General features: G+C 67.1%; 15 protein-coding genes. 12 read left to right on the top strand and 3 right to left on the bottom strand.

Features of this window, described 5'->3' with window-relative positions; translation table 11 throughout:
* Positions 1-50: 50 nt before the first annotated feature.
* A complete protein-coding gene (locus tag BUR94_RS02905) occupies positions 51-1,439 on the bottom strand; it encodes a helix-turn-helix domain-containing protein (RefSeq protein WP_074254763.1) in 1,389 nt (462 codons plus the stop codon).
* Between the two features lie 49 nt (positions 1,440-1,488).
* Positions 1,489-2,721: a multidrug effflux MFS transporter gene (locus BUR94_RS02910; protein ID WP_074254764.1), complete on the bottom strand. Its 1,233-nt coding sequence runs from the start codon at positions 2,719-2,721 to the stop codon at positions 1,489-1,491.
* Between the two features lie 191 nt (positions 2,722-2,912).
* Between BUR94_RS02910 and BUR94_RS02915 the strand changes: the two genes are divergently transcribed.
* The 9 genes from BUR94_RS02915 to BUR94_RS02950 all read left to right on the top strand — a co-directional run bounded on the left by BUR94_RS02915 (position 2,913) and on the right by BUR94_RS02950 (position 9,829).
* Positions 2,913-4,445 (top strand): acyl-CoA carboxylase subunit beta, encoded by a 1,533-nt coding sequence (locus tag BUR94_RS02915; RefSeq protein WP_074254765.1) that lies wholly within the window; start codon positions 2,913-2,915, stop codon positions 4,443-4,445.
* A 47-nt stretch (positions 4,446-4,492) separates the two neighbouring features.
* Positions 4,493-5,035, top strand: coding sequence for a DUF6497 family protein (locus BUR94_RS21005; protein WP_281249192.1), 543 nt, complete (start codon positions 4,493-4,495; stop codon positions 5,033-5,035).
* Positions 5,036-5,255: 220 nt separating this feature from the next.
* Positions 5,256-5,381: a hypothetical protein gene (locus BUR94_RS21010; RefSeq protein WP_256377575.1), complete on the top strand. Its 126-nt coding sequence runs from the start codon at positions 5,256-5,258 to the stop codon at positions 5,379-5,381.
* 66 nt (positions 5,382-5,447) lie between these two features.
* Positions 5,448-5,855: a hypothetical protein gene (locus BUR94_RS02925; protein WP_074254767.1), complete on the top strand. Its 408-nt coding sequence runs from the start codon at positions 5,448-5,450 to the stop codon at positions 5,853-5,855.
* Positions 5,856-6,186: 331 nt separating this feature from the next.
* Positions 6,187-6,387 carry a YMGG-like glycine zipper-containing protein gene (locus BUR94_RS02930; RefSeq protein ID WP_074254768.1) on the top strand — a complete coding sequence of 67 codons (201 nt, stop codon included), beginning with the start codon at positions 6,187-6,189 and terminating at the stop codon, positions 6,385-6,387.
* A gap of 132 nt (positions 6,388-6,519) precedes the next feature.
* Positions 6,520-6,705, top strand: a complete 186-nt coding sequence (locus BUR94_RS02935) for a YMGG-like glycine zipper-containing protein (RefSeq protein WP_074254769.1) — start codon at positions 6,520-6,522, stop codon at positions 6,703-6,705.
* A gap of 129 nt (positions 6,706-6,834) precedes the next feature.
* On the top strand, positions 6,835-8,835 hold the full coding sequence (locus tag BUR94_RS02940; protein ID WP_074254770.1) for an acetyl-CoA carboxylase biotin carboxylase subunit: 2,001 nt from the start codon (positions 6,835-6,837) through the stop codon (positions 8,833-8,835).
* Positions 8,832-9,215, top strand: a complete 384-nt coding sequence (locus BUR94_RS02945) for a hypothetical protein (protein WP_074254771.1) — start codon at positions 8,832-8,834, stop codon at positions 9,213-9,215. The genes BUR94_RS02940 and BUR94_RS02945 overlap by 4 nt, the downstream gene beginning before the upstream one ends.
* Positions 9,215-9,829: a hypothetical protein gene (locus tag BUR94_RS02950; RefSeq protein WP_074254772.1), complete on the top strand. Its 615-nt coding sequence runs from the start codon at positions 9,215-9,217 to the stop codon at positions 9,827-9,829. The genes BUR94_RS02945 and BUR94_RS02950 overlap by 1 nt, the downstream gene beginning before the upstream one ends.
* Before the next feature lie 109 nt (positions 9,830-9,938).
* Here BUR94_RS02950 and BUR94_RS02955 read toward each other — a convergent pair whose 3' ends face one another.
* Positions 9,939-10,433 (bottom strand): DUF4174 domain-containing protein, encoded by a 495-nt coding sequence (locus BUR94_RS02955; protein ID WP_084192889.1) that lies wholly within the window; start codon positions 10,431-10,433, stop codon positions 9,939-9,941.
* Positions 10,434-10,531: 98 nt separating this feature from the next.
* On the opposite strand from BUR94_RS02955, the gene scpA reads away from it, so the two are divergent.
* The 3 genes from scpA to BUR94_RS02970 all read left to right on the top strand — a co-directional run bounded on the left by scpA (position 10,532) and on the right by BUR94_RS02970 (position 13,851).
* Entirely contained in the window at positions 10,532-12,658 is a 2,127-nt protein-coding gene (scpA, locus tag BUR94_RS02960) for a methylmalonyl-CoA mutase (protein ID WP_074254773.1), read from the top strand.
* A gap of 126 nt (positions 12,659-12,784) precedes the next feature.
* Positions 12,785-13,384 (top strand): VOC family protein, encoded by a 600-nt coding sequence (locus BUR94_RS02965; protein WP_074254774.1) that lies wholly within the window; start codon positions 12,785-12,787, stop codon positions 13,382-13,384.
* A complete protein-coding gene (locus tag BUR94_RS02970) occupies positions 13,381-13,851 on the top strand; it encodes a GNAT family N-acetyltransferase (RefSeq protein ID WP_074257547.1) in 471 nt (156 codons plus the stop codon). Before BUR94_RS02965 ends, BUR94_RS02970 begins: the two co-directional genes overlap by 4 nt.
* Positions 13,852-13,853 lie beyond the last annotated feature (2 nt).

Below are 13,853 nucleotides of genomic sequence, written 5' to 3' on the forward strand. Positions count from 1 at the left end.
ACCAGACTTGCAACAGGAGATTTGGCGCCCTCCTCTCGGTCAGGCGATGTTCAGCCGGTGTCTATTTCGTAGGGCAGCAGCCCGCGGGCATTGGGGTTGACCGTGAGGCGGCGCTCCAGCGGCGGGACCGAGCGCTGGTGGCAGCCCTGGCGCTCGCATATGCGGCAGGAGATGCCGATGGGCTCGAAGGCGGCGGGCTGGGTGATATCCAGCCCGTCGGCATAGACGAGCGCGGGCGCGTGGGCCACCTCGCAGCCGAGCGCGATGGCGTAGCGGCGCACCGGCGCGTGGAAGCTGCCGCCGGGCTTGGAGACGTCGCAGGCGAGGGAGATGTAGCGCAGCCCGTCCGGGGTTTCGGCAAGCTGCCGCAGGAAGCGGCCGGGCGTTTCGAAGGCGCGATGCACGTTCCAGAGCGGGCAGGCGCCGCCAAAGCGGGCGAATTGCAGCCGGGTGGCGGAGTGCCGCTTGGTGATGGTGCCGGCCTGATCGACGCGGACGAAGAAGAAGGGGATGCCCTTTGCGCCGGGGCGCTGGAGGGTCGAGAGCCTGTGCGCCACCTGCTCGATGGAGGCGCCGAAACGGTCGGAGAGGCGCTCGAGGTCGTGGCGGGTGTCGCGGGCGGCCTCGAGAAAGGCGCGGTAGGGCAGCAGGGCGGCCCCGGCGAAGTAGTTGGCCAGCCCGATCTTGGCGATGGCGCGGGCCTCCTCGGTCTGGAAGCGGGCGAGGTCGAGCGTGGCCTCCAGCAGGTCGTTCTGGGTGAGCAGGGCGAGCTGGTGGTAGATCTGGAAGCGCCGGGTGGCGGCGGTGGCGCGGGCGGGGAGGGAGAGACGGCGGGCCTCCGGGTCGAACCGGCGGAGGGCGGTTTCATCGGTGAGCGCGAGGGTGACGCCGGCCTTGGCGAGGTGCTTCTGGGCCGAGTCCGGGTCGGAGGCATCGCCGGCGAAACGCTCGGCGGCGCGGTCGATGGCGTCGAGGTAGTTGTCGCAATAGTGGAAGAAGTCGCGGACCTCCTCCCAGGGCGAGATCGGGGCCGGGCCGCCGGTGCCCATGGCCTCATCCAGCAGCGCCAGGCGCTCCTGCCCCTGGCGGTGGGCGCGGTGCAGCTCGAGGAAGGCGCGGGCCAGCGCGGGGGCGTTCGACGCGGTGAGGCGCAGGTCGGCCAAGGGGGGCGTGTCGGTGAAGACCGGGTCGGCGAAGGCCTCGCGCATGTCTGTCACCAGCCGCTCGGTGTCGCCGGAGCTGAGCTCGGTCACGTCCTGGCCGAACTCCTGCGCCAGCGCCAGCACCACCCGCGCCGAGACCGGGCGGTTGTTGTTTTCCATCTGGTTGAGATAGGGCAGGGACACCCCCAGCTTGGCGGCAAAGGCCTTCTGGGTGAGGTTCAGCCGCGTGCGGATTTCCCGCAGCTTGGCGCCGGCATAGAGCTTTTGCGTGGGCATGGTGCCCGCATTTTGCAGATAAGCACGGCGCGCGCCAGCCTTTGCAAACTCAGGGAAGCGCGCCGGGCGTGCCGGCCAGCTGGCGCTCGCGCAGGAGCACCACGATTATGGCGACCAGGCTGCAGAGGGCGGTGCTGACCATGAGGGTCAGCAGGGGCAGCGGCGTGGAGCCTTCGCCCAGCAGCGCGGCGGCCAGCGCGGAGAGCGCGGCGCCGCCGGCGATCTGGATCGCGCCGCCGAGGCCCGAGGCGGAGCCCGCGAGATCGGGCCGCACCGAGACGAGACCTGCCGCGCCGTTGGGCATGACCAGCCCGTTGCCCAGCCCCACGAAGGTGAAGAAGGCAAAGAAGAGGAAGGGATCGCGCAGCCCGGCGAGGTAGGCGGCGAGGTGCAGCGAGAGGCCGATGACGGTGAGCAGGCAGCCCCAGAGGATCATCCGGTTGATGCCGAAGCGGCTGGCAAAACGGCCGGTGAAGGCGTTGCCGAGCAAGTAGCCGATGGCCGGGAAGCCGAAGTAGAAGCCCATGGTCGCGGGCTCGAGGCCGAAGTAGTTGGTGGCCAGGAAGGGCGCGCCGCCGAGGTAGGCGAAGAAGGAGCCGGAGGCGAAGGCGGAGGCCAGCGCGTAGCCCCAGAAGCGGTAGGACGACAGCAGCGTGGGGTAGCCGCCGAACTGCTCGGAGAAGCGGGCCTTGCGGGTGTGCAGGGTTTCGCCGAGGTCGGTGAGCACCAGCGCCAGCAGCACCACGCCGAAGCCGAACATCAGCCAGAAGTTGGCCTGCCAGCCGAACCATTCGTCGAGCTTGCCGCCGAGGGCGGGCGCGATCATCGGCACCAGACTCATGCCCATGGTGACATAGCCGATCATCGAGGCGGCCTGGTTCATCGGCACCACGTCGCGGACGATGGCGCGCGACAGCACCATGCCGGTGGCCACCACGGCCTGGCACATGCGGAAGAACAGGAAGCTCTCGACGGTGGGCGCGTAGATGCAGCCCAGCGTGGCGAAGAGGAAGATGGTGATCGAGGCGATCAGCACGACGCGCCGCCCGAACCAGTCGGACAGCGGGCCGACGATGATTTGCAGCACCGCGTTGACCGCGAGAAACAGCGAGACGGCGAGGCCGATCACCCGGTACTCGGTGTTGAAATGCGCGGCCATCGCGGGCAGGGACGGCAGGAAGACATTCATCGTCAGCGCGGTCATCGAGGCGACGAGCACGAGGGTCAGAACATGGGGTGGGGTGCTGCGGTCGGCGAAGCGGACCCGGCTTCCGTAACTCATTGCGCGGAATTAGGCGGGGTGCAGGGCTTTGTCTACTGCCAGCGCGGAAAAAGTGTGCGCGACTCACATGAATATTCATTTTTGCAGTTTGCTTTGCCCTTCTTGCCAAGAGTTTGCAAATTTTCCGAATTTCCCTTTGGTCCGCAGCCGTGAGACCCTATAGCTTCGGCAAAATCATCGGGGAGATGGCCATGAAGGACATTCTGGAGCAACTCGAGGCGCGTCGCGCGGAGGCCCGGGAGGGTGGCGGCCAACGGCGGATCGACGCGCAGCACGCCAAGGGCAAGCTGACGGCGCGCGAGCGGATCGAGCTGCTGCTGGACGAGGGCTCCTTCGAGGAGTTCGACATGTTCGTGGCGCATCGCTGCACCGACTTCGGGATGCAGGAGCAGCGCCCGGCGGGCGACGGGGTGGTGACCGGCTGGGGCACGATCAACGGCCGGATGGTCTATGTGTTCTCCCAGGACTTCACCGTGTTCGGCGGCTCGCTCAGCGAGACCCACGCCCAGAAGATCTGCAAGATCATGGACATGGCGATGCAGAACGGCGCCCCGGTGATCGGGCTCAACGACTCGGGCGGCGCCCGGATCCAGGAGGGCGTGGCCTCGCTCGCGGGCTATGCGGAGGTGTTCCAGCGCAACATCATGGCCTCCGGCGTGGTGCCGCAGATCAGCGTCATCATGGGCCCCTGCGCGGGTGGCGCGGTGTACAGCCCGGCGATGACCGACTTCATCTTCATGGTGAAGGAATCGAGCTACATGTTCGTCACCGGCCCGGACGTGGTGAAGACGGTGACCAACGAGCATGTGACCGCCGAGGAGCTGGGCGGGGCCTCGACCCACACGAGAAAGTCGAGCGTCGCCGACGGCGCCTTCGAGAACGACGTGGAGGCGATGACGGAGGTGCGCCGTCTGGTGGACTTTCTGCCGCTGAACAACCGCGAGAAGCCCCCGGTGCGGCCGTTCTTCGACGATGTGGCGCGGGTGGAGAAAAGCCTCGACACGCTGGTGCCGGAGAACGCCAACACGCCCTACGACATGAAGGAGCTGATCTGGAAGGTCGCGGACGAGGGCGACTTCTACGAGATCCAGGAAGACTACGCCAAGAACATCATCACCGGCTTCATCCGGCTGGAGGGGCAGAGCGTGGGCGTGGTGGCGAATCAGCCGATGGTGCTGGCGGGCTGCCTCGACATCGATTCGAGCCGGAAGGCCGCGCGCTTCGTCCGGTTCTGCGACGCCTTCGAGATCCCGATCCTGACCTTCGTGGATGTGCCCGGCTTTCTGCCCGGCACCAGCCAGGAGTATGGCGGGGTGATCAAGCATGGCGCCAAGCTGCTGTTCGCCTACGGCGAGGCGACCGTGCCCAAGGTGACGGTGATCACCCGCAAGGCCTATGGCGGGGCCTATGACGTGATGGCCTCCAAGCACCTGCGCGGCGATTTCAACTACGCCTGGCCCACCGCCGAGATCGCGGTGATGGGCGCCAAGGGGGCAACGGAGATTCTCTATCGCAGCGAGCTCGGAGACCCCGAGAAGATCGCCGCGCGGACGAAGGATTACGAAAACCGCTTCGCCAATCCTTTCGTGGCCGCCGAGAAGGGCTTCATCGACGAGGTGATCCAGCCGCGCTCGACCCGCAAGCGGGTGGCGCGCGCCTTTGCCTCGCTGCGCAACAAGAAGCTCTCCAACCCGTGGAAGAAACACGACAACATTCCGCTCTGAGCGGAAAACCGCTTGAGCCCTGTCGCAGGGTAAGGGGGATAGCCAGAATGATTTTTTCGTGCCAATACAGGCTGATCGACCGTCGCTGCCCGACGGACGCATCAGCGAGATCTGGCCGTTTCGGTCGCCTGTTCAAGGCGCACGGCCTCTTGCCGGACGTTCGCGTTCGGCTGTTTCGCACCGGGGAGGGGAGGCCCCGGTGCGGAACCGTTATCGCCCTGATCCTTTCAATTGCGACACCGGCCTGCGCCGCCGACCTGCCGGAAGGCTGGGCGGTGTTTCATGATGCCATCGTGGAGCGCCATATCGGCGAGACCGAGGGCGACGAGGAGCGCTGGCTGATCATGCGCTACCTGGCGCCGGCGATCGCCCGCGACGGTGGCACCCTGGTCTATGACGACGTGTCCGAGGCGATGGACGTGCTCTGCAACGGCCCGGCGCTCGAGACCGCGCGGTCGCATGAATCACCCATCGACCAAATCGTCATCGCGTTGATGGACCGGGTGGTGGAACGGGGCCAACCCGACCCGGAGGCCACGCAGTTTATTGCCTCCTACCAGGTCACCGAGACGGGGTGCGAGTGGCAATGAGCGGCGCTAACCTCAATAAAACAAGGCGTTTCTGCGGGAGCGAAGGCGGGTTTGATGCAATCCCGCCACAGCGGATTCATGTGCACGGAGGGGCCTGTTTTTCCTTGGGTAATTGCATTAACCTCACGCTTGGCCAGACCTATTTGGCTGTGAACTCGAATGAGGGACCTGGGGAGTGTCACTGCTTTCTGCGCACCTCACAGATTATTAGGAGACAGAGATGTCGAAGAGCATCAAAACCCTTCTCGCCATCAGCCTCGTTGCCTTCGTGGCTGCCTGCGCTCAGCAGGACGAAGTTGTTGTGGAAGAAGTCGTGGTCGAAGAGCCGACCTACTCGAAGTACTGATTCTACACCGGGGCAGGCCTTCGGGCCTGCCTCGACCCTCCGCCCGCTCATCGGGGAGCGTGGCGCATGATCAAGCATCGCGGATTTCCAGGCCGCCTTCCCGGAACAGATTACCAATTCACCATCCGACGTGCCGCCAAGGGGGGAGCCACCCCGATCAAGGCGCGTGCGCGCTACGCCGATCGCAAGGCCGTGGACCGCCGGGCCGATTCGGCCTTCATGGCGGCGCTCTGGGCGCAATTCGGTGACGAACCCTTCGAACGCGGCAACCTCGATGCAGGGCGGCTGAGCTGGCTGTTCGGGCGCGAGGTGGTGGCGGCGGAAGACCCGTTCGACCCAGCCAGCTACGACGCGCTGCTGCGGATCGACGAGGCCCGGGCGCGCGCGAGCTTTCCCGAGGTGTTCGACGGTGGCGGCGAGAGCTTTGACGACGACGACGATTGGGATGACGACGACGAGGAGGATTGGGCGTGAACTTGCCGAGCCTCCCCGGATTCCGGCAGGAACCGGCTCATTCCTGCCGCAACGTGACGCGGCGCTTGCCGACGCCCGCTGTGGTTGCAAATGTCACTGCAGGCCCGACGTTCTCCAGCAAGCTTGCGTCGGCCTGTATAAGTCAAAACCGTTACCCTTCCCCTTCTATGTGGTCTGACCCCTTTCGGGTCAGGCCACACCCTTTTTCGTCGCGGCGAAACACCGCCTGCGAGGTCGGGGGGGATATGTCATGTGACGAATTTGGCTTCACGGATTCAACGATCTGCGATAATACTCTGCGCATAAACAATAAAACTCGAGGCAGTTTACCATGCAGAAACTCATCTGGGCCGCAGCCCTTCCTTTTGTCTTTGCCCTTTCCGGGTGCCTTGAAAACGACGTGCAGCGCGCGGCTGTCGGCGCCGGCATCGGTGCCGTCGCGGCCTCTGCCACCGACAACGACCCGCTCGTCGGCGCGGCAGTCGGGGCCGGCGTGGGCGCGCTCTCGGACGACATCGCGGACGCCTTCTGAGGCCAGCCGCCACAAGCGAAACGCCGCCGGGCCGTGGAACCGGGCCGGCGGGCCCCTTGTTGATCTCGCGAACCTGAAATCGCCCTGCACGCCCGAGCGCGTCCGGGCCAACAGTTTGCGAGGACCATCCCCATGCAGAAATTCATCCTGGCCGCCAGCCTGCCCGCCCTGCTGCTTGTCGCGGCCTGCGACAACGATGTCGAACGTGCCGCCGTCGGTGCGGGCATCGGCGCCGTCGCCGCTGACGCGACCGGCAATGACCCGGTCGTCGGCGCAGCCGTGGGCGCCGGTGTGGGCGCGCTTTCCGACGATCTCTGACGCCCGCGCGCCGCAGCGCGCCGTCGGCATCACCGAAAACCATCGAGGCGTTCTCCGGGCGAAAGACCCGGGGAGCGCCTTTTGCGTGTCGCGGCCCAGCGTGGCCCAAGCTGAAGAGGGACAAGACAGATGTTCGACAAGATCCTGATCGCCAACCGGGGCGAGATCGCCTGCCGGGTCATCAAGACGGCGCGCAAGATGGGGATCAGCACGGTGGCCGTCTATTCGGACGCCGACCGCAATGCCTTGCACGTGGAGATGGCCGACGAGGCGGTGCACATCGGCCCGCCCCCGGCGAACCAGAGCTACATCGTGATCGACCGGATCATGGAGGCCATTCGCCAGACCGGCGCACAGGCGGTGCATCCGGGCTACGGCTTTCTTTCGGAGAACCCGAAGTTCGCCCAGGCGCTGGCCGCCGAGAACGTGGCCTTCATCGGCCCGCCGGTGGGGGCGATCGAGGCGATGGGCGACAAGATCACCTCGAAGAAGATCGCGCAGGAGGCCGGCGTCAGCACGGTGCCGGGCTACATGGGGCTGATCGAGGATGCCGAGGAGGCGGTGCGGATCAGCACCGAGATCGGCTATCCGGTGATGATCAAGGCCTCTGCGGGCGGCGGCGGCAAGGGGATGCGGATCGCCTGGAACGACGAGGAGGCGCGCGAGGGCTTTCAGAGCTCGAAAAACGAGGCGGCGGCCAGCTTTGGCGATGACCGGATCTTCATCGAGAAGTTCGTGACCCAGCCGCGGCACATCGAGATCCAGGTGCTTTGCGATGCCCATGGCAACGGGATCTATCTGGGAGAGCGCGAGTGCTCGATCCAGCGGCGGAACCAGAAGGTGATCGAGGAGGCGCCCTCGCCGTTTCTCGACGAGGAGACCCGCCGCGCGATGGGCGAGCAGGCCGTGGCGCTGGCGCAGGCGGTTGGCTACACCAGCGCGGGCACGGTGGAGTTTATCGTCGACGGGGAGAAGAACTTCTACTTCCTGGAGATGAACACGCGGTTGCAGGTGGAGCATCCGGTGACGGAGTTGATCACCGGGGTGGACCTGGTGGAGCAGATGATCCGGGTGGCCAATGGCGAGCCGCTGACCATGACCCAGGCCGACGTGAAGCTGAACGGCTGGGCGATGGAGAGCCGGATCTACGCCGAGGATCCCTATCGCAACTTCCTGCCCTCGATCGGGCGGCTGGTGGCCTACTGCCCCCCCGCGGAGGTGGCCGAGGCGGCCCGCGCGGTGCGCAACGATACCGGCGTCTACGAGGGCGGCGAGATCTCGATGTATTACGACCCGATGATCGCCAAGCTCTGCACCTGGGCACCGACCCGGGGGCAGGCGATCGAGGAGATGCGGGTGGCGCTGGACAGTTTCGAGCTGGAGGGGATCGGGCACAACATCCCGTTTCTCGCGGCGGTGATGGACCATCCCAAGTTCGTCGCGGGCGACATGACCACCGCCTTCATCGCGGAGGAATATCCTGACGGCTTTGCCGGCGTCGAGCTGAGCGCGGCCGACAGGCGGCGGGTCGCGGCGGCGGCGGCGGCGATGTATCGCGTGGCCGAGATCCGGCGCAGCCGGGTGAGCGGCCGGATGGACAACCACGAGCGCCACGTCGGCGAGGAGTGGGTGGTGAGGGTGGGCAGCGAGACGCTGGTGACCGAGATCGCCGCCGACCGGGCGGGCTCCACCGTGGCCTTCTCGGACGGCACCGTGCATCGGGTGGCCTCCGACTGGACGCCGGGCGACAGCCTTGCCCGCCTGCAGGTGGACGGCAAGCTGATGGTGCTGAAGGTGGGCAAGATCGTCAGCGGCTTCCGCATCCGGTTCCGGGGCGCGGACGTGCCGGTGAAGGTCTGGACGCCGCGGCAGGCCGAGCTTGCCGCGCTGATGCCCGAGCGGCTGCCGCCCGACACCTCCAGGCTGCTGCTCTGCCCGATGCCGGGCCTGATCGTGAAGGTCAACGTGGCCGAGGGCGACGAGGTGCAGGAGGGGCAGGCGCTTTGCACGGTCGAGGCGATGAAGATGGAGAACATCCTGCGCGCCGAGAAGACCGGCAAGGTGGCCAAGATCAACGCGGGGCCGGGTGACAGCCTCGCGGTGGACGACGTGATCATGGAGTTCGAATGAGCATCGGAAAGAGGGCCCTGCTGGCCCATGCGCTGGGGTTCGTGGCGGGCGTCGGCGCCGCCTGGGCGCTGACCTACCTGTTCAGCGGCCTCGTGCTGGGCGAGGGCTCGGGCGTGGCGATGCTGGCGCTGGTGGCCTTTGGCGCGGGCGTGGCGGGCTTTGCCGTCTGGACGCTGGTGGTGACGCGGATGCTGCCGATCCGCGCCGATGGCCGCTGGTGGGCGCTGGGCGTGGCCTCGGTCGTCGGCCTGATGGTGGTGGCCACCGGCATCATGGCGCTGGGCGTGTTCAACCCGCCGCAGACGCTGGTGCTGATGCTGTTTCTGCTCTTCGCGCTGGGCGGCTGGGCCACCCACGGGCGGATGACGGGCGAGGGCTGATGGACTGGCTCGCCGCCCTCGACCCTCGGATCTGGCAGGCGGTCATCGCCGGCCTCTTCCTTGGTGCGGGGTGGTTCGTGAACGGGGTGCTGAACCGCCGCGAGGCCGCGGCGCTCCGGCAGGAGAAGCTGCGCGACATGCACCGCGCGCTCTATGCCGAGATCGGCAACAACCTCGCCAACCTCTGGGACGAGGAGCGCATCGAGAGCTACGCCAAGGGGATCGTCGGGCGGATGCAGGCGGACGAGGGCTTCGTGCCGCTCATTCCGCGCGAGCACAACGACACGGTCTTCGACGTGCTCCTGCCCGAAATCCATGTTCTGCCGCGCCAGACCATCGACCCGATCGTGGCCTACTACAGCCAGCTCAAGAGCATCGCCGCGCTGGTCGATGACATGCGGGGCGAGAGCTTCAAGGTGATGGCTCAGGGGCGGCGGATTGCGATGTATCGCGATTACATCGAGATGAAGAAGCAGGCACTCAGCTTCGGGCGCTATGCGAATGCGGTGATCGACGCTTTTGGCAAGGGCGGGCGCGAGGCCGCCGAGCGGGTGCGGCTGGAGTTCAATACCCCGGCTGAGGACCCGTCCGACCCGTCACAGGGATCGGCGTGAAGGGAATGTCGCTGCGCTTGCTCATATCCGCTCCTGCACGGCCCGGACCGCTCCGGGCCTCTGACCTCAATATAGGCCTTTGCGCCGCCGTTCTCAAGCGCCGCGCGGGCTACTTGCGGCGCAGCTCGTCGCGCCGCAGCGGCCATTTGTCGATGCTGCGGGTGATTTCGCGGACATCCCAGGGGAAGGGTTTGCGCAATTTCACCTCGCCGTCCTTGCCGATCAGCACGAGCTGGAAGCCGCGGGGCCGCAGCTGGGTGCGCACGGCGGAGTTGGCCGAGGGGTCGGTATCGGTGATGACCACCACGTCGCGGTCGATCAGCGCGCCGGGGCGGGCGGCGAGAAGCTCCATCTGCTCGGCGAAGCGCGGGTCGGCGGGGGTGTCGGCAAACACCACCACCGGGCGGCGGAGCCAGAGAAAATCGGCCAGCGTCACCTCGGAGCCGGTGAGCACCTGCAGGGTGTCGGCATCGCCCGCGGCCTCGGCGGCCACAGCCTCTGCCGCCTCTTCTGCCGCGCCGTCCGAGATCACGGCGGGTCCGGTCTCCTGGGCCCAGAGGGGCGTGGCGATGAGGGCCGCGAGGGCGAGGGGGGTAAGCCGCATGAAGGTCTCCTGTTGCCAAGGATATAGGCGCGGATGCGCCGAATGCGAAGGGCGCATCCGCGCTCGAGAGATGAACCGGACCTGAAAGGGAGGCTCCGATGAGCAAGACCGACGACTGGAAGGCGCTGGCCGAGAAGGAACTGCGGGGCAAGCCGCTGGAGAGCCTCGACTGGCACACGCTGGAGGGCATAAGGGTGAAGCCGCTCTACACCGAGGAGGATGTGGCGGGGCTGGCGCACATGGGAAGCGTGCCCGGGATCGCCCCCTTCACCCGCGGGCCCAAGGCCACGATGTATGCCGGCCGGCCCTGGACGATCCGGCAATATGCCGGGTTCTCCACGGCGGAGGAGAGCAACGCCTTCTACCGCAAGGCGCTGGCGGCCGGGCAGCAGGGCGTTTCGGTGGCCTTCGACCTGGCGACGCACCGGGGCTACGACTCGGATCATCCGCGCGTGGAGGGCGACGTGGGCAAGGCCGGGGTGGCCATCGACAGTGTCGAGGACATGAAGATCCTCTTCGACGGGATCCCGCTCGACGAGGTGAGCGTGTCGATGACGATGAATGGCGCGGTGATCCCGATCCTTGCCAGTTTCATCGTGACCGGCGAGGAGCAGGGGCATGACCGCAGCCTGCTTTCGGGGACGATCCAGAACGACATCCTGAAGGAGTTCATGGTGCGGAACACCTATGTGTATCCGCCGGAGCCCTCGATGCGGATCATCTCCGACATCATCGAATACACCAGCAACGAGATGCCGAAGTTCAACTCGATCTCGATCTCGGGCTACCACATGCAGGAGGCCGGGGCGAACCTGGTGCAGGAGCTGGCCTACACCCTGGCCGACGGGCGCGAATACGTGCGCGCGGCGATCGAGGCCGGGATGGACGTGGACAAGTTTGCCGGGCGTCTCAGCTTCTTCTTCGCCATCGGGATGAATTTTTTCATGGAGATCGCCAAGCTGCGTGCCGCCCGCACGTTGTGGCACCGGATCATGACCGAGTTCGGCGCGAAGAGCGAACGCAGCAAGATGCTGCGGACCCATTGCCAGACGAGCGGCGTGAGCCTGCAGGAGCAGGACCCCTACAACAACGTCATCCGCACCGCCTACGAGGCGATGAGCGCGGTGCTGGGCGGCACGCAGAGCCTGCACACCAACGCGCTCGACGAGGCGATCGCCCTGCCCACCGAATTTTCGGCGCGGATCGCGCGGAACACCCAGCTGGTGCTCCAGGAGGAGACCCAGGTGACCCGCGTGGTCGATCCGCTGGCGGGCTCCTACTACGTGGAGAGCCTGACCGATGACCTGATCGGGAAGGCCTGGGCGCTGATGGAGGAGGTCGAGGAGATGGGCGGCATGACCAAGGCGGTGGCCTCCGGCATGCCCAAGCTGCGGATCGAGGAATCCGCCGCGCGGCGGCAGGCGATGATCGACCGGGGCGAGGAGGTGATCGTCGGCGTCAACAAGTACCGCAAGGAGAAGGAAGACCCGATCGACATTCTGGATGTCGACAACGTGGCGGTGCGCGAGACCCAGGTGGCCCGGCTGGAGAAGATCCGGGCCAGCCGCGACCAGGCGGCCTGCGATGCGGCGCTGGGCGAGTTGGAGCGGCGGGCGCGCGAGGGAGGCAATCTGCTCGAGGCGGCCGTGGAGGCGGCGCGGGCCCGGGCGAGCGTTGGAGAGATCAGCATGGCGATGGAAAAGGTGTTTGGCCGCCACAGGGCCGAGGTGAAGACATTGGCAGGCGTCTACGGCGCGGCCTATGACGGCGACGAGGGGTTTGCCGCGATCCAGAAATCGGTGGAGGACTTTGCCGAGGAGGAGGGCCGCCGCCCGCGGATGCTGGTGGTGAAGATGGGCCAGGATGGCCACGACCGGGGGGCCAAGGTGATTGCCACGGCTTTCGCCGACATCGGGTTTGACGTGGATGTGGGGCCGCTTTTTCAGACGCCGGAGGAGGCGGCGCAGGACGCGGTGGACAACGACGTGCATGTGGTGGGGATTTCCTCGCAGGCGGCGGGTCACAAGACCCTGGCACCGAAGCTGGTGGAGGCGCTGAAGGCGGCGGGGGCGGAGGATATCATCGTGATCTGCGGCGGGGTCATTCCGCAGCAGGACTATGATTTTCTTTACAAATCCGGGGTGAAGGCGATCTTCGGCCCGGGCACCAACATCCCCTCGGCGGCGCAGGACGTGCTGAAGCTCATCCGCGAGGCGCGGGGCTGAGCGGGCCGGGGGCGGCGGCGCTCCCGCCCGCCCACCCCGGCCCTGTTGCGGGCGTTGCGCCGGGATGGCAGGAGCGCGCGACGCGGCGGGTTGTGCTTTGGGCCGGCCCGTGCGCTTGATGCGCGCATGATCGCATTCGACCATATCGCGGTGCTCTGCGAGCGCCTGGAGGACGGGGTGGCCCATGTGCGCGAGGCGCTGGGGGTGACCTGCGACCCGGGCGGGGTGCATGAGGCCTTCGGCACCCACAACGCGCTCCTGTCGCTGGGTGGGGAGGAATACCTGGAGGTGATCGCGGTGGACCCGGCGGGGCGGGCGCCCGGGCGGCCGCGCTGGTTTGACCTCGACCGGTTTTCCGGCCCGCCCGTGCTGGCACGTTGGGTGTGCCGGGTGGACGACCTGGACGCGGCGGTGGCGGCGCATCCGGGCGCGGGCGTGCCGATGGCCTTGCAGCGCGGCGCCTATCGCTGGGCGATGGCGGTGCCCGAGGACGGGATCCTGCCGCTCGACAACCTGCACCCGGCGCTGATCGAGTGGCAGGGGCCGCATCCGGCGCCGCGCCTGCCCGAGCGGGGACTGCGGCTGAGGCGGCTCATCGTGGCGCATCCGCAGGTGGCCGTGCTCGATGCTTTGGGTCTCGACGATGCGCGGGTGACGCTGACCACGGGCGACACCGGGCTGGCGGCGCAGATCGACACGCCGGACGGGCCGAAGTGGTTGAGGTGAGGCGGGCGGGGCCTGAGGATGCCCCGGCGATCTGCGGCCTTGTCAACCATGTGATCCGGAACACCATCGTCACCTTCAACTCGGTCGAGAAGGTGCCGGGCGAGATCGCCGCGCAGATGGCGGCGGGTGCGCCCTTCTGGGTGGCTTGCGAGGCGGGCCGGGTGGCGGGCTATGCGAGCTACGGGCAGTTTCGCGGAGGGGTGGGCTACCGGCATACCATCGAACATTCCATCGCGCTCGACGAGGCGGCCTGGGGCAGGGGCATGGGCCGCGCCTTGATGGGCGCGCTCTGCGATCATGCCACGGCGGCGGGGATGCACTCGGTCTTCGCGGGCGTCAGCGCCGAGAACGGGGCCGGGGTGCGGTTTCATGCCGCGATGGGCTTTGAGGAGGTGGCGCGGCTCCGCGAGGTGGGGTTCAAGTTCGACCGCTGGCATGACCTTGTGCTGATGCAGAAATTCTTGTGACC

Origin of the sequence: Vannielia litorea (assembly GCF_900142295.1) — a bacterium.
In the GTDB taxonomy this organism is placed as follows: domain Bacteria; phylum Pseudomonadota; class Alphaproteobacteria; order Rhodobacterales; family Rhodobacteraceae; genus Vannielia; species Vannielia litorea.